The organism is Mesorhizobium sp. C264A, assembly GCF_040324515.1.
In the GTDB taxonomy this organism is placed as follows: Bacteria; Pseudomonadota; Alphaproteobacteria; order Rhizobiales; family Rhizobiaceae; genus Mesorhizobium.
The window spans coordinates 2,536,500-2,551,780 of sequence record NZ_JAMYVY010000001.1; the positions used below are offsets into that span (position 1 = coordinate 2,536,500).

Below are 15,281 nucleotides of genomic sequence, written 5' to 3' on the forward strand. Positions count from 1 at the left end.
CGACCGCTGCATGGCCGTCAGGAGAAAATCTCCGCCAGCTCGTCGACGCTGGTGCCTTCCTTGACCTGGCGCAGCTCGATGTAGGTGACGGCGATCGCCACCGAAATTACCGCCGAAACGATTGTCGACAGCAGGCTGCTTCCGATGGCGGCGGCAATGAGTCCGGTCGTGCTGATACCGCCGCTCACAATTGCAGCCTGAAACAGCAAGGTGAAAACCGCTTGTAGCCCTATCGCAACAATGCCGAGGACGAGAAACAGCGCGAATATCCGCCAGCGGCTTCCCTTCGTCAGCGCCCTGCTTCGCGAAATCGAGGCGAAGACGCCAGGCCTTTCCTGAACCGCGACGGGCACGGCCACCGATATGCTGATCAACCACATGGCTATGGGGATAAGCGACAGAAGTGCAATCACGCCGCCGACGATGGGGATGGCCATGGTGATGATCGTTAATATCATCGCCACCAGAAATATTGCCACGATGATCACAAGACCAATTCCGAGCGTGGGGAGGAAGCTGCGCAGGGCTATTTGAATGCAATCGCCAATCGACGGGCGCTTGCCGTTCAAATCTTCGATTGTCGCTCGCACCAGCGCCGCCTGCGCCAGAAAGGCCAAGATCAGGAGCACCAGGCCGGCAATCATCGAAACGGCACCATAGCCTGCCATCGCCGATTGCTCGAAGCTCGCCCCGGGTACTGCTATCTTAGCAATCTGTCTAAAGCTCCAGATGTTGTACAGCAGCGCAGGCAGTGTCGAAAAAAGGCCGACGATGGCGGCAAGTGGGACGAAGCTGCGTCCGATTACCGAAAACGTATTGCTGAAAGCCCTGCCGATGCTGAACCGTTCCGGCCGCTCGCTCGCGATTGACGTCATGTTACATTCCCCCCGACTAATGGATATCCGAAATCAGAAAGTATAAATCACCGATATTGATACTTGCGGTTGGCGCCGCTTGCAATTGCCTTGGCGTATTGTCAGTGTCGGCCCGCGAACCGCAGGTTGCATGGGGGCGAAGACGTGACTGGTGCACAGCCGGACGCTGCGCAAGCCGAATGGCTGGCCAAACTGCACAAGCAGTTGCTGTCGGACGATTCGATCCAGTTCGACCTGCCGGCCTACAGACCACCCGAGACACCCGAGTGGCTGAGACCGCTGGGCGAGTTCCTGAAATCGCTCGGCCCGTACATGATCTACCTGTTCTGGGGCGCGGTGATCACAGGTGCCGCGATCATTCTGCTGCTGATTTTGCTTGAGGTGAAAGGCGTCGCCTGGCGCCTGCCCTGGTGGCGCAAAAAGAGCGTGACCGAGGCGGAAGCGACATGGCACCCCGACGTTGGCGCGGCACAGATCCTGCTGTCGGAAGCCGATGCCCTGGCCGCCCGCGGCGAGTATGACGAGGCGGTGCATCTCCTGCTTCGCCGCAGCGTTGCCGACATTGCCGGCCGCCTGCCCGACTTCCTGCGCCCGTCGCTGACCGCGCGCGATATCGCGGGAGCGGCGTCGCTGCCAACGCGGGCGCGCAGCGCCTTTACCCAGATCGCGCGCATCGTCGAGGCAGCGTTGTTCGCGCGCCGGCCGGTCGGGCCGGAAGGCTGGCAGGAGGCGCGCAGCGCCTATGAGCGATTCGTCTTCAGGGATGCCTGGACGTGAGTGACGCGACAGCCGACATCGCCCAGCAGGAACCGTTCAGCCGCAGGACGCTGTTCTGGGGCATTTTCGCCAGCCTACTCGCGGCCGCGGGCTTCTTCCTGTTGTCCACCTATGCGCCCGACTTTCGCCAGCCGAGCGCCGGTGGCGCAACGCCGCTGTCGAAGAGCGGCATCGGCTATGCCGGCCTGGCGCAATGGCTGAAGCTGACCGGCAAGGCGCCCGATATGGCGCGGTCCGACAGCGATCTCGAGACCGAGATGCTGCTGATCGTCACCATTTCGCCCGACAGCGACCCAGATGCGCTCGCCAACATCATCAAGCTTCGCAAGGGCCTGGATACGCTGTTCGTTCTGCCCAAATGGGCGACCTTGCCGCTGGCCTTGCACGAAGGCTGGGAGATGAAGATCCAGCGACTGCCGGATGTGGTGGTCAACGACTGGCTCGGCCGCATCGCCAAGGCCAAGCTCGGCGAAGGCGAAAGCACGGCCAAGCAACTCGACGTCTCAGGGCAAATGGTCAGCGTTCCCGACCAGTTGCAATGGGTGGCCGACGAACACCCGCTGATTGCCGCCGGCAACGGCAAGGCCGTGCTGACCGAGGTCGAAGACGAGCGGTTCTACATTCTGACGGACCCCGATCTCATCAACAACGCTGGCTTGAAAGATCCCGACAAGGCGGCGGCGGCGCTCAAGCTGATCGAGTTCCTCCAGCCCGAAGAGGGTGCCGTCATGTTCGACCTGACGCTGCATGGCGTCGGGCGAAAATACGATCTCGCCAAGCTTCTGGTCGAACCGCCTTTCCTGGCGCTGACGCTGACCATCCTGGCGGCGGCGGCACTTGCCTTCCTGCATGGCCTTGGCCGGTTCGGGCCGCCACGGGCCAATCACCGCGCCATCGCCTTCGGCAAACGCGCGCTGGTCGACACCACGGCGATGCTGTTGCGCCGCGCCGGCCGGCTGGAAGAACTAGGCGACCGCTATGGAGCACTGGCACGCGTACGCGCCGGCGCGCTGCTCGGCGCGCCGCACGGTTTGCAGGGCGAAGCGCTCGACCGCTGGCTCGATTCCCGCGACAAGGACGAAGCCGGCGGTTTCACGACCCGCCTGCAAGCTGCGAACGCGGCAAAGACCCTGACACAAATGCATGATGCAGCCGAAAAGCTGCACGACTGGACGGCAAGGAGGCTCGGTGAACGTCGATGATGTGAAGGCCCTGGCGACACAGATCAGGGAAGAGGTGGCCAAGGCCATCACCGGGCAACACGATACGGTCGATCTGATGCTGACGGCATTGTTCGCCGGCGGGCATATATTGCTCGAGGGACCGCCGGGCACGGCCAAGACGATGACGGCGCGCTGCTTTGCCCAGGCGCTGGGCGTCGCCTATGGCCGCATCCAGTTCACGCCCGACCTGATGCCCGGCGATATCCTCGGTTCCAACATCTACAATTTCCAGACCGGGCAATTCACGCTGACGCGCGGCCCGATCTTCTGCGACCTTTTGCTCGCCGACGAAATCAATCGCACGCCGCCCAAGACCCAGGCCGCCCTTTTGGAGGCGATGCAGGAGCATGCCGTCACCTTCGACGGCACCACCCATGCGCTCGGCCCGAACTTCATGGTGGTGGCGACGCAGAACCCGATCGAACATCAGGGCGTCTATCCCCTGCCCGAAGCCCAGCTCGACCGTTTCCTGTTCAAGCACCGGGTGAGCTACCCCGGCCCCGAAGAAGAGAAGGCGATCATCATCCATCACGGCGGCGGCACCGCCTCGCACGACATCAAGCAGTACGGCATCACCGCCCAGGCCGACCGCAAGACGCTGGAAAAGGCGTTGGCGACCGTCGGCGAGGTAACGCTTGTCGACGATGTCGTCGACTATATCGCCAGGCTGGTGCGGGCCACGCGCGAAAGTCCCGATCTGGAGGTTGGCGCCAGCCCGCGTGCGGGCGCCATGCTGGCCAGGGCGGCACGGGCCCGGGCAGCGCTCGACGGGCGTGCGTATGTCATCCCCGACGACGTCAAGGCGCTTGCCGTGCCGGCGCTACGCCATCGCGTTATCCTGTCGCCGGCGGCGCAGATCGACGGCCGCCTGGTCGAACAGATCGTGACCGACCTTGTAGACCAGACGGAAGCGCCGCGTTGATCTATCCGAGCGGCCGGGCAGTCTGGGCAGGTGCGGCAGGTGCAATACCGGCCTTCCTGATCGCGCTCGCGCTGCCGTCGCTGTGGTATCTCGGCCTGTTGTGGATCTGCGTGCTGCTTGCTTTCCTGGCCGTGGACGCCGCCGCCGGACGCGGACGGGCTTCGCTGGATGCCAGCATCCATGCCCCGCCGCAGGTCAGCGTCGGCGGCCAGTTCACCGTCCATGTCACCGCCGGGCTCAGCGGACGGCCGCGCGCCGTGCAGGCGCGTCTCGGCCATGATGAGCGGCTGGAACCGCTGGGCGGCACCGGCGGCGCATTGACCGCTGAGGCCGGCAGCGCATCGCTCGATCTCAAATTTCAGGCGCTGCGGCGCGGCATTGCCAGGTTCGACCGCTTGTGGGTGCGCTGGCCCGGGCCGTTCGGCTTGGTCTGGAACCAGGTCGTACTGCCGATGGCGAGCCAAGTGGCGGTGCTGCCCGATGTCAGCAGCGCCCGCGACGAGGCGATCACCCTTCTGCAGCGCCAGGCGCTGCCCGACGGCCATGCGCAGCGCCGCGCCGGCCAGGGCCGCGAATTCGAGGCGCTCAAGGACTACCAGCCCGGCATGGGCCGGCGCATGATCGACTGGAAGCGCAGCGCCCGCCACGGCAGGCTTCTGGCGCGCGAATTCCGCATCGAGGAGAACAACAACATCGTCCTGGCCATCGATAGCGGCCGGCTGATGTGCGAGCCCGTCGACGGCGTGCCGAAGGTCGACCGCGCCGTCACCGCAGCCTTGCTGTCGGCGTTCATTGCGCTGAAGGGCGGCGACATGGTCTCCCTGTTCGGCTTCGACGCGCGGCCGCGCGTTTCCAGCGGCGCCGTGCGCGGCTCCGCCAGCTTCGCCATGATCCAAAAGCGGGCGGCGGAAATCGACTATTCCACCGAAGAGACCAATTTCACCCTTGCCCTGACGACCCTTGCAGCAAAGCTCGACCGACGCTCGCTGGTGATCATCTTCACCGACTTCGTCGATCCGATCAGCGCCGAACTGATGCTGCGCACAGTAGGCCGGCTCACCGAACGCCATCTGGTGCTGTTCATGATGATGAAGGATGTCGAATTGGAGACACTGGCCGACATGCCGCCGGACGCACCGGAGGATGTGGCGCGCTCGGTTGTCGCCGGCGGGCTGCTGCGCGAAAGGCAGGTCGTCATCGGCAGGCTCAGGCTGCTCGGCGCGCATGTCATCGAAGCCGACCATCAGAGGCTCGGGCCGGCACTGGTCGAGCGCTATCTCGAACTCAAGCGGGAGGATCTGTTGTGAACGCGCTGGTCGGCAAGGATGCGGTGCGCCAGTCGCTGGCGAGCTTCCGTTCGGAGCGCGAGGCCGACTGGAAGGCGTTCGAGGCGCTGCTTGCCCGGGTCGAGAAACGCGCGCCGCGCACGCTGTCGGAAGACGAGTTGCTGTCGCTGCCGCTGCTCTACCGCTCGGCGCTGTCCTCGCTTTCGGTGGCGCGGGCGACGTCGCTCGACAATGCGCTGGTCGGCTATCTCGAGGCGCTGTGCCTGCGCGGCTATTTCTACCTCTATGGCGCACGCCGAGGGTTGCGGCAGCGCATCGGCGATTTCTTCCTGCATGACTGGCCGCATGCCATTCGCGATTTGTGGCGCGAGACCTTGCTGTCGGTCGTCCTGACGTTTGTCGGTCTCGGCGCCGGCTACTGGCTGGTGGCGAAGGACAAGGGCTGGTTCGACGCCATCATTCCGCCGAGCCTGGCCGGCGGGCGCAACCCGGATGCATCGGCGGAAGTGCTGCGGCAGGTGCTTTATGACGGCGCCGACAGCAATTTCCTGTCGGGCTTCGCCGCCTATCTGTTCACGCACAATGTCCAGGTGGCGATCCTGGCCTTCGCGCTCGGCTTTGCCTTCGCGGTGCCGAGCGTGCTCCTGATCCTGATGAATGGCTGCCTGCTCGGCGCGATGTTCCAAATCTATGTCGCCAAGGGGCTTGGCATCGAGCTGGGCGGATGGCTGTCCATCCACGGCACCACCGAGATGTTCGCGATCGCCTTGGCGGGCGCCGCTGGCATGCGTATCGGCACGCGTATCGCCTTCCCCGGTGAACTGACGCGGATGACGGCCGCAGCCGATGCCGGGCGCGTGGCGGCAACCACCATGGTCGGGGTGACGATCATGCTTTTGTTCGCCGGCCTGCTCGAAGGCATCGGCAGGCAGGTGATCACCAGCGACGTGACACGCTATGCCATTGGCGGCGTCATGCTGACGCTGTGGCTTTGCTATTTCTATGTGTTCAGGGTGGTGCGGCATGGCAACCGCTAGGCGTGCTGCCGTCTCGACGATACGGCCGCTGGTCACGCCGGAAGGCGTCGATCTCCGGATCAAGCTCGCCGATGCCGGCACCCGCGCCGCCGCCTTCCTGCTCGACTTTGTCATCATCGTCGTCACGGCGATCGTGATCTCGATCGTCGCGCTGTTCGGGCTGGCCGGCCTCAAAGGCGAAGGCGCGCAGCCGCTGTTCATCGTCTGGATCATCCTGATCTTCTTCCTGCGCAACGCCTATTTCATCGTCTTCGAAGCCGGCCGCCGCGCCGCCACGCCCGGCAAACGGATGCTCGGCATCCGGGTGGCGTCGCGCAGCGGCGCCGGCCTGTCGATCGATCAGGTCATTGCCCGCAATCTGATGCGCGAGATCGAGATATTCCTGCCGCTGTCGATCATCCTTGGCCGCAGCCAGATGGGGCTCGCCGACACGCTGTCGACGATCTTCGGGCTGGTGTGGACGCTGCTGTTTGCACTGTTCCCGCTGTTCAACCGCGACCGCATGCGCATCGGCGACCTGCTGGCCGGAACCTGGGTGGTCGAGGCGCCGAAACTGGCGCTGGTCGAGGACCTGTCGCAAAGGCGAAATACCAACGCACGCGCCTTCCGATTCACCCAGGCGCAGCTAGATGCCTATGGCATCGCCGAACTGCACAAGCTGGAAGAGGTGCTGCGCCGCGACGACTATTTCGCCCTGAAAGCCGTGGCCGAGACGATCGGGCGCAAAATCGGCATGACGATCGAGCCGGTCGATTCCAGGGCCTTCCTCACCGCCTATTATGGCGAGCTGCGGGCACAGCTCGAACGCAAGCTTTTGCTGGGAACACGCAAGGCGGATAAGTACCAGCGGTAGATCGGAGTTCGGGATGCCGGCTCAAGTTAGCGAAGCGGAAAAAGCCAGAATAGAACGCGCCATTCAGGCGGCAGTCTCCGGATCCTGGAAGGAATTTGCAGAACTCACCGACGAACCGTTTCCAAACGATGCATCGATGAGGGAGCAATTCGGAGATACTTCTTCCCGACTTCAGCAAGCCGACGGAAATTGGGAAATGACCTCAGGCATAGGTATCGTGCCTGACGGCAGCGCGCGCCTGATCACAGTCTTGATCAAGGCGCCGCCCACCGTGGATATTGTCCTGACGCTGCACAGCACGAGCGATCGGGATGACAGCACGATCAGCATCTGGACGTTCTTTCAGCAGGTGAATTGGGGCGATTAGGCATCGCCTACCCCACCCACTTCTCATAGTCGGACACCAAAAGGTGCACCGGCGCGACATCCTCGTCGATGTTGGAGAAGCGGCCGATCGGCTCGCGGAAGACGTTGTCGGTGAGATCGTCATTGACGGTCGAGACCTCACCGATCAGCACATCCTTGCCCTCGGCCCAGAAGGCGTGCCAGACGCCGGGCAGCAGCGTCACGCTCTGGCCCGGGTCGAGCTTCAGGAGCCCGCCTGCCGGCAGCCTGTGGATGGTGCCGTCGACCGGCACCGTCACTTCGGCCTTCGGATCGATGCCGCCGTCGCGATCGTGCATGAACAGTTCCAGCACGAGCTTACCGCCGCCGCGGTTGATGATGTCCTCGGCCTTGATGTTGTGGCGGTGCATCGGCGACAGCTGATCCTTGCGCGAGATCATGATCTTCTCGGCATAAAGCATGCCCATGCCCTTCTTCATGTCGGCATAGACGCCGTTGCGAACGGTGAACAGGAACAGGCCGAGTTCGTCGAATTTTTCCTGGCCGTAATCGGTGATGTCCCAACCGAGCCGCGAGGTGAAAATGGCGGCGGAGTCGGCCTTGCGCGCCTTCATCTCTTCCGGGCTCCAGTAGGCGAAGGGCGGCATGATGTAGCCGAACGAGCGGATGAAGGCGTCTGCATCGCGGATGATGTCGTTGACGGTGGAGCGTTTCATGATCGTGATCCCTTCGCGTCGCGTTCCCTGGAGTTATCTGAAGCGCATAGCCGAACAGCGCTGCGGTGTCGACGCAAACTGCGTGCTGGCCCATGACATCCGTGCGGATCGGGGCCATAAGTCAGCCAGATTTCCCAGGGTGATATTTCATGCAAGGCATAGACGACCTCGACACGCCGGCGATCCTCATCGACGCAGCCCGCGCCGAAGCCAACATCACACGAGCGCAGGCGCATGCCGACCGCCACGGGCTGAAACTCAGGCCGCACATCAAGACGCACAAGCTGCCTTATTGGGCGAAGAAGCAGGTGGCGGCCGGCGCGGTCGGCATCACCTGCCAGAAGATCGGCGAAGCCGAGGTGATGGCCGATGCCGGGCTGACCGATATTTTCCTGCCCTACAACATCCTTGGCCGCGCCAAGCTGGAGCGGCTCAAGGCCCTGCATGGCCGTGTGACACTGTCAGTGACGGCCGACAGCCTCGAAACGCTGGAGGGGCTCGCCGCCACCTTCACCGATGCAGGGCACCCCCTGCCCGTCCTGGTCGAATGCGACACCGGCATGGGCCGTTGCGGCGTGCAGAGCGCCGCCGAGGCGCTGGCACTGGCGAAGTTGATCGACCAAGCCAAGGGGCTCACCTTCGGCGGGCTGATGACCTACCCCGCGGCCGGCCGCGCCGCCGAGGCTGAATCGTGGCTGGCCGGCGCCAAACAAACGCTCGCGGCCTCGGGTCTCGCCTGTGAACGCATCTCCAGCGGCGGCACGCCTGACATGTGGCGCTCGGGCGAGGACAGCGTGGTGACCGAATACCGCCCCGGCACCTACATCTACCTCGACCGCTACCAGGTCGCCAAAGGCGTCGGCACGCTCGACGATTGTGCGCTGACGGTGCTCGCCACCGTGGTCAGCCATCCGACGCCGGCCCGCGCCATCCTCGACAGCGGCAGCAAGGCGCTGTCCAGCGACACGCTGGGGCTCGCCGATTTTGGCGAGCTGCTCGGCATGCCCGGAGCCCGCGTCACCAGCTTGAGCGAGGAACATGGCACGGTCACGCTTGAAAATGGCGCGAAGCTTCGCATCGGCGAACGCGTGCGCTTGGTTCCGGATCATTGCTGCGTGGTGACCAACCTGTTCGACCAGGTGCATCTGATCGAGGGCGACAAGGTGTTGGAAACGCTGAAGGTGGAAGCGCGTGGACGGATGGGGTGAGGCTTTCGTTTTGGAGGCTCGCCCTATTTCGGCATTGACGAATTGTAATTTATAACTTACTAGTCCCCATGGCAATCCTGAAGCAGACAGCCACCTTTCGGAGGTGGCACCAAAAGCTGAAAGACGGAAGAGCCAAGGCTGCAATTGCCGTTCGGCTGCAACGTTTGATTGTAGGAAATCCCGGCGACGTGGCCCCAGTGGGTGAAGGCATCAGTGAATTGCGCATTCACTATGGGCCCGGCTATCGCGTTTATTTCACAAGCGCGGTGAAACGGTCATCCTGCTCCTGTGCGGCGGGGATAAAAGTTCACAAGAAACCGACATACGGACAGCAAAGCGCCTGGCCGTAGAATGGAGTGACGACAATGGTTGAAAAAATCTATGATTTCGATCCCGCCGAAATGCTCGATTCCGATACGGCAATCGAGGCGTTTCTGGCAGAGGCAATGGAAACCGGAGACGCCAAATTCGTCGCGTCCGCCCTCGGTGTCGTTGCCCGCGCCAAGGGGATGAGCAACATTGCCAGAAAGACCGGCTTGGCTCGCGAGCATCTTTATACCTCGCTCAGCGAAAACGGTAATCCTACGCTGGAAACCACACTGGCGGTCATGAAAGCATTCGGCTTTCATTTGGCCCCAAAGCACGATGCAACTCAGGTCTAATCTACGCCAGCGCGCGTCGAGCGCGAGGTTGTTCGGGCCAACTGAAATCAGGACTGATAAACCGGACCCAGCGCCGCCTTCAGCGGATCCAGCGCGTCGCCATACAGCTTCCAGCGCTCGACCGAGGATGAATAGATCGGCTGGCGCACCTGCCAGCGGCTCGGCGTCCGCACGGTGCGCTCGGTCTCGTTGAAACGCAGGCAGGCATCGTCCCACTCAACGCCGAGGAATCCGATCAATCCACGGGCGCGATTTTCGAAATCGGCGACCGTTTCTTCGTAGGGCATGTCGTGGATATTCAGCGGGATGACCTTGGTCCAATGGCGCATCAGGCGGTCATACTGCCGGTAATACTGCCCAAGCTTGGTCAGATCGGCATTATAGCCGTGCGCCTCGGAAAAATTATGCATGAAACAGGACGCGCAATTGTCCATCGGGTCACGCCGGCAATGGATGATGCGGGCATTCGGCAAGATCAGGCTGATGAAGGCCAGCAGCTCGAAATTGTGCGGCATCTTGTCGACGACAAGCCGCGCCTTGGTGTTGCGTCTGTTGAGATCGTCGAGATATTTCGATCCAAGCTCCTTGGCCTTGGCCGCAGTGAGCGCCGCCATGCCCTTGGTGAAAATGGCTGGGTCGAGCTTGTCGAACCCAAGTTCGCCGGCAAGTGAACGAATGGTCGACAACTCGCCGGCGCCATGGATATCGCGATGGCTGGCGCATATCTGCTCGGTCAGCGTCGTTCCCGACCGGGGCATGCCGACGATGAAGACCGGGCGCCTGGATGGATTTCCCAAACTGGCTCGCGTCTTGAAGAAGCCAGCGTCGAAGGTGTCGATGAAGCTGTCGTAAAGCTGGGTGTGCCGGTCGATGTCGAAATCATTGCCGGAAATCGCCTTGGCCCTCGCGAAATGGCGGATGGCCGGGCTATACTCGCGCTGATCATTGAGCATCTTGCCGGCGGCGTGGTGCAGCACTACCCGCTCGCGATCGGTGGTTGTCGGCAATTCCAGGCGTTTCAGCACCAAAGGCAACGTCGGATCGTCCTTGACCGCCCGGCGCGCAAGCGCCATTCCAGCCAGCGCCTCGACATGGCCCGGGTCGATGGCAAGGGCCTTGCTGAAGCATTCGACCGCCTCGGCCGGCCGGCCAATGTCGGTGAGCAAATCGCCCATACCGGCAAGTGCCATCACCGACTGGCCGTCGATAGCCAGCGCCTGGCGATAGAACCCTTCGGCAATGTCGCCCTCGAGCTGGCTGCGGTAGGAGCGGCCGAGATTGCACAGCGCTTCGATGAGCCCTCCATCGAGCTGGATCGCCTTTCTCAGATGTCTGCGCGCCTTGTCGACGTTGCCGGTGACATTGTAGGCGTTGCCGAGATTGTTGCGGAAGATGGCGTTGTCCGGTTCGAGCTTGACCGCCCTTTCCATATAGGCAATGGCGGCGTCATGATGTTCGGCCTCGATGGCCAGCGTGCCCATCAGGTTCAGCGCCATGGCATTTTTGGGCTGCGTGCGAAGCACCGTCTGGTAGCAGAACTCGGCCTCGCGAAAACGCTTGCGCCGTTGCAGGTCGATGCCGCGCTGCAATGTCTTTTCCCCCGACTCACCGGCGGTCGGCAGCGAGGCTGGGATCATTGCCGGCAGGCCCAGGGGTTGCCGGCGTGGCAAGAGCGGCATCCGTCAAATCCCGGTCGCGGCCTGCGACGAACCAATCAGAACTTCAGGGTTACGCCAAGCTGGAGATTGTGGGAGTACAATTTGGCGTTCTCGTATGTGCCGCCGCCATCATTGTCGTCTAGATCCACGCTTGTCACGGCCTTAAAGCGGTAACCGAAATCGAGGTCGACATTCTGCGTTACCGCGTAGGTAACACCGGCGCCCACTTGGCCGGCGAAACCCCAGCCGCCAGGCCCGTATCCAAAGGCGTGGCCATCAAAGTGAGTATCGGCGGTAACATAGGCCGCGCCGACACCGCCGCCGACATAGAGTTTGGCATCACCAAAATGCGCAACATCGGCCCAGACGTTGGCGAGAAGATAGGTGGCCGACAGATTGCCGGAAGCCGGATAGTTGCCGACGCCCGTGTAGCTGTATTCGCTTGCCTTGTAGCGCGCGTAGGACAGTTCGCCTTCGACACGAAACACATCGTTGATGCGCCGACCGACAGCGCCGCCGATTACGAACCCGGTATCAAGATCGACTGAATAGCCAGTACCATTGTAGTCCGTTTTCACATGGTTCGGGAAACTGGCGCCGCCGAAGAGCGTGACGTACCAGAGATCCTCCGCCCTCGGAACGTCGACAATCGCGTCGGCGGCGAAGGCCGAACTCCAACCAAGCGCCAATGCAAATGTCGAGACGCCAGCCAACAAGCGCAGTTTCATCGCCGATTCCCTCGCTACAACTAGTGACTGGTATCACTCTTGCTTCGCGGCCGAGCTGTCAAGAAAGCAAACGAGATCAAGGAGCCAAGCGAAGTCGGAACAATCTTTTGAGAATTCTTGTTGCTGCACCGCAACATAGCAGCACATGCTAATGTTTGGCGGCAGGCGTATGGCTTCGGTTTTGAAAATCGCGCTAGTCGGCCTGCCGTGCTGCCACCCTGCGCATGGCGATCACCCGCCGGCGGCGGATTTCGGTGCGCATCGCCGTCAAATGCAGCGCGAAGAACAGCACGGTGAAGCCGAGCGCCATCACCAGCAGCGGCCATAGCAGGCTGGGATCGATCGTCGGTCCGCCGAGCCGGAACACCGAGGCCGGCTGGTGCAGCGTGTTCCACCAGTCGACCGAGAATTTGATGATCGGGATGTTGATGAAGCCGACGAGCGTGATGATGGCGGCGGCCCAGGCGGCGCGGCTGGCGTCATCCAGCGCACGCGTCAGCGCGATGATGCCGAGATACATCAGGAACAGGACGAAGACCGACGTCAGGCGCGCGTCCCACACCCACCAGGTGCCCCACATCGGCTTGCCCCAGATCGAGCCGGTCACCAGAGCAAGCGCGGTGAAGGTGGCGCCGATCGGGGCTGCAGATTTTAGCGCGACGTCGGCCAGCGGATGGCGCCAGACCAGCGTGCCGAGCGCGGCGACCGCCATCACCGTGTAGCACATCATGGCGAGCCAGGCGAAAGGCACGTGGATATACATGATGCGCACCGTGATGCCTTGCTGGAAATCCTCAGGCGCGGCAAAGCTCATATAGAGACCGATGGCTAGCAGGATCGCGGCGATCGACGCCAGCCACGGCACCAGCCTATCGGCCAGCCCGACAAAGCGCGTCGGGTTGGCGAGGTCGGTCCAGCCGGCGAGGCGTGAGGAGGTGTCGCTCATAAGGTCTAGATAGACCGGCGGCGCGTTCGGGGCAATCGAGCGGTTGTCGCAGTCTTATTTACCCTCCCCCTTGTGGGGAGGTCGCTGCAAAGCAGCGGGGTGGGGGTGGTGGGGCACCACCCCCACCGGGACCCTACGGGTCCGACCTCCCCACAAGGGGGAGGTAAAAAAGCTTACGCAGCTTCGATATTCACCGTGCGGCTGAGACGGCGGACTTCCTCGTCGTTGAGCAGGCCGCCGGCGCGCAGCAGGCTGGCGAAACGGCCATTGCGCAGCGACAGTTCGGCGAAGCCGCCCATCTCGACCACCTTGCCCTTGTCCATGAACACGACCAGGTCGGCGTCGCGGACGGTGGTCAGGCGGTGGGCGATGATGAAGGTGGTGCGGTTGCGCCTCAGTTCGTCGATGGCTTCCTTGACGCGGTCCTCGGTCTCGACATCGAGCGCGCTCGTTGCCTCGTCGAGCACCAGGATCGGTGCGTCCTTGAGCACGGCGCGGGCAATGGCGATGCGCTGACGCTCGCCGCCCGAAAGCTGGCCGCCGCGCTCGCCAACGACGGTGTCGTAACCGGCGCTCTTGGCAAGGATGAAATCCTGCGCGGCAGCCGCATTGGCGGCGGCGTGAACCTCGTCATAAGTCGCCTCGGCACGACCGACGCGGATGTTGTCCTCGATCGAGCGGTTGAGCAGGCCGGCATCCTGGAAGACGGTGGCGATCGAATGACGCAGCGACTTGCGGGTCACCGTGCGGGTGTCGATGCCGTCGATCAGGATACGGCCATGAGACGGCGAGAAGACGCGCTGCAAGAGGTTGATCAGCGTCGTTTTGCCGGCGCCGGTCGGGCCGACGATGGCAACCGTCTGCCCGGCCTGGACTTCGAAGGAGACGTCGTCGACGCCCTGCCTCGAATTGGCAAACTCGAAGCCGACATTCTCGAAGCGGACGTGGCCGGTGACGTTGGTGAGGTCGCGCAAGCCGTCCGGCTCGGCGGAGTCGGCGGCCGAATCCTCGAGGTGATAGAAGTCCTCGAGCTTGGCGCGGGCTTCCGAAATCTGGTTGGCGAAAGCCGACATCTGGTCGAGGCGGGCAATCAGCAGCGTGGCAAAGCCGGTGAAGGCGATGACGTCGCCGATCTTGAGCTGGCCATGGGTGACCAGATAGGCGCCGATCAAAAGCACAACCATCATCGAAATGGTCGACGACAGGCGGTGCAACGCATTGGCCATCGCCCACCAGTCGAGCACCGGGTTCTGCGCGTCGAGCAGGTTCTTGACATAGCGGCGCAGCGTATCGGCCTCGTGACCGAGACGGTTGTAGCTCTGCAGCACGGCGACATTGCTGACCGAGTCGGTCACATGCGCGAACACCTGATGGTAGTGGCGCTCGACCGCGGCCTGGCCCGCCTTGGTGCGCTTCATCACAAGCCGGCCGATGCCGACATAGAGAACGCCCAGCGCCATCAGCACCAGCGACATGCGAAGATCCATGCTTATAGCGGTCGGAATCAGCAGAGCCAGCGCAACAGCCGTCGACAGATGCTGGCGCATGAATTCAAGCCACAGGCTGAACAGCGTCTCGACGGCGCGCAGCAGCGTGTGCAGCGCGTTGGAGGTGCCGCGCTGGTGGTGCCAGGCGAGCGGCATGGTGATCACGCGCTCGAACGACTGGCACAGCACCTCGCTGCGCCGCTTGTGGGCAAAACGGTCGGCGCCGCGCGCCACCAGCACGAAGGCGACGATGTTAAAGGCGCCGAGACCGGCCCACAGCGCCAGCGTCGAAAACACCGAACCCTTATCGGAGATGGCGTCGATTACCCGGCCGAACATGATCGGCTCGAGGATGGCGATAATGGCGAGCGCGACATTCGCACCGCAGATAAACGCAACGCGCTTCCTGTCGGCTGCGAGATAACCCAGCGCTCTCCAGTAGATTTGCAGAAGTGACACTTCAGCTACTCCGCCCAAAACATTATTGTGCACCGCACCATTTCTTGACACGTACCGGTTAACGGGTCGCAAAACAATGCCCGTCTACCTCTTCCGTTC

Annotated in this window: 15 protein-coding genes and 1 pseudogene; 10 read left to right on the forward strand and 6 right to left on the reverse strand. The window is 62.8% G+C overall.

Annotation, left to right across the window (positions count from 1 at the left end; all coding sequences use genetic code 11):
• Positions 1 to 17: 17 nt before the first annotated feature.
• Entirely contained in the window at positions 18 to 875 is an 858-nt protein-coding gene (locus NKL04_RS12495) for a hypothetical protein (RefSeq protein WP_023702285.1), read from the reverse strand.
• A gap of 144 nt (positions 876 to 1,019) precedes the next feature.
• On the opposite strand from NKL04_RS12495, the gene NKL04_RS12500 reads away from it, so the two are divergent.
• Genes NKL04_RS12500 through NKL04_RS12530 form a run of 7 tightly spaced genes read left to right on the forward strand, consistent with a single transcriptional unit; the run spans position 1,020 to position 7,340 of the window.
• On the forward strand, positions 1,020 to 1,652 hold the full coding sequence (locus NKL04_RS12500; protein ID WP_032997428.1) for a DUF4129 domain-containing protein: 633 nt from the start codon (positions 1,020 to 1,022) through the stop codon (positions 1,650 to 1,652).
• Positions 1,649 to 2,854, forward strand: coding sequence for a hypothetical protein (locus NKL04_RS12505; RefSeq protein ID WP_023702287.1), 1,206 nt, complete (start codon positions 1,649 to 1,651; stop codon positions 2,852 to 2,854). The genes NKL04_RS12500 and NKL04_RS12505 overlap by 4 nt, the downstream gene beginning before the upstream one ends.
• Complete coding sequence (locus NKL04_RS12510) at positions 2,841 to 3,797, forward strand: AAA family ATPase (RefSeq protein ID WP_023702288.1); 957 nt, start codon at positions 2,841 to 2,843, stop codon at positions 3,795 to 3,797. The genes NKL04_RS12505 and NKL04_RS12510 overlap by 14 nt, the downstream gene beginning before the upstream one ends.
• Positions 3,794 to 5,104, forward strand: a complete 1,311-nt coding sequence (locus NKL04_RS12515) for a DUF58 domain-containing protein (protein ID WP_352537639.1) — start codon at positions 3,794 to 3,796, stop codon at positions 5,102 to 5,104. Before NKL04_RS12510 ends, NKL04_RS12515 begins: the two co-directional genes overlap by 4 nt.
• On the forward strand, positions 5,101 to 6,120 hold the full coding sequence (locus NKL04_RS12520; RefSeq protein ID WP_023702290.1) for a stage II sporulation protein M: 1,020 nt from the start codon (positions 5,101 to 5,103) through the stop codon (positions 6,118 to 6,120). Before NKL04_RS12515 ends, NKL04_RS12520 begins: the two co-directional genes overlap by 4 nt.
• Entirely contained in the window at positions 6,107 to 6,973 is an 867-nt protein-coding gene (locus NKL04_RS12525) for an RDD family protein (RefSeq protein ID WP_023702291.1), read from the forward strand. Before NKL04_RS12520 ends, NKL04_RS12525 begins: the two co-directional genes overlap by 14 nt.
• Before the next feature lie 13 nt (positions 6,974 to 6,986).
• On the forward strand, positions 6,987 to 7,340 hold the full coding sequence (locus NKL04_RS12530; protein WP_023702292.1) for a hypothetical protein: 354 nt from the start codon (positions 6,987 to 6,989) through the stop codon (positions 7,338 to 7,340).
• Positions 7,341 to 7,347: 7 nt separating this feature from the next.
• Here the strand turns inward: NKL04_RS12530 and NKL04_RS12535 are convergent, their stop codons facing one another.
• A complete protein-coding gene (locus tag NKL04_RS12535; protein WP_023694398.1) occupies positions 7,348 to 8,034 on the reverse strand; it encodes a D-lyxose/D-mannose family sugar isomerase in 687 nt (228 codons plus the stop codon).
• Positions 8,035 to 8,183: 149 nt separating this feature from the next.
• Here NKL04_RS12535 and NKL04_RS12540 point away from each other — a divergent pair, with 149 nt between their 5' ends.
• The 3 genes and pseudogenes from NKL04_RS12540 to NKL04_RS12550 all read left to right on the forward strand — a co-directional run bounded on the left by NKL04_RS12540 (position 8,184) and on the right by NKL04_RS12550 (position 9,904).
• Positions 8,184 to 9,242: a D-TA family PLP-dependent enzyme gene (locus NKL04_RS12540; RefSeq protein ID WP_023702293.1), complete on the forward strand. Its 1,059-nt coding sequence runs from the start codon at positions 8,184 to 8,186 to the stop codon at positions 9,240 to 9,242.
• Positions 9,243 to 9,310: 68 nt separating this feature from the next.
• Positions 9,311 to 9,615: pseudogene (locus tag NKL04_RS12545) on the forward strand (type II toxin-antitoxin system RelE/ParE family toxin).
• Complete coding sequence (locus NKL04_RS12550; protein WP_023672893.1) at positions 9,608 to 9,904, forward strand: addiction module antidote protein; 297 nt, start codon at positions 9,608 to 9,610, stop codon at positions 9,902 to 9,904. The pseudogene NKL04_RS12545 and the gene NKL04_RS12550 overlap by 8 nt, the downstream one beginning before the upstream one ends.
• A 47-nt stretch (positions 9,905 to 9,951) precedes the next feature.
• On the opposite strand, the gene NKL04_RS12555 is transcribed toward NKL04_RS12550, so the two are convergent.
• The 4 genes from NKL04_RS12555 to NKL04_RS12570 all read right to left on the reverse strand — a co-directional run bounded on the left by NKL04_RS12555 (position 9,952) and on the right by NKL04_RS12570 (position 15,182).
• The gene (locus tag NKL04_RS12555; RefSeq protein ID WP_023702294.1) at positions 9,952 to 11,583 is read right to left on the reverse strand and encodes a tetratricopeptide repeat-containing sulfotransferase family protein; all 1,632 of its coding nucleotides are present in this window, start codon (positions 11,581 to 11,583) and stop codon (positions 9,952 to 9,954) included.
• Positions 11,584 to 11,618: 35 nt separating this feature from the next.
• Entirely contained in the window at positions 11,619 to 12,290 is a 672-nt protein-coding gene (locus tag NKL04_RS12560; protein ID WP_023702295.1) for an outer membrane protein, read from the reverse strand.
• A 193-nt stretch (positions 12,291 to 12,483) separates the two neighbouring features.
• Complete coding sequence (locus NKL04_RS12565; protein ID WP_023702296.1) at positions 12,484 to 13,236, reverse strand: heme ABC transporter permease; 753 nt, start codon at positions 13,234 to 13,236, stop codon at positions 12,484 to 12,486.
• Between the two features lie 173 nt (positions 13,237 to 13,409).
• Entirely contained in the window at positions 13,410 to 15,182 is a 1,773-nt protein-coding gene (locus tag NKL04_RS12570; protein WP_023672897.1) for a glucan ABC transporter ATP-binding protein/ permease, read from the reverse strand.
• Positions 15,183 to 15,281: the final 99 nt, after the last annotated feature.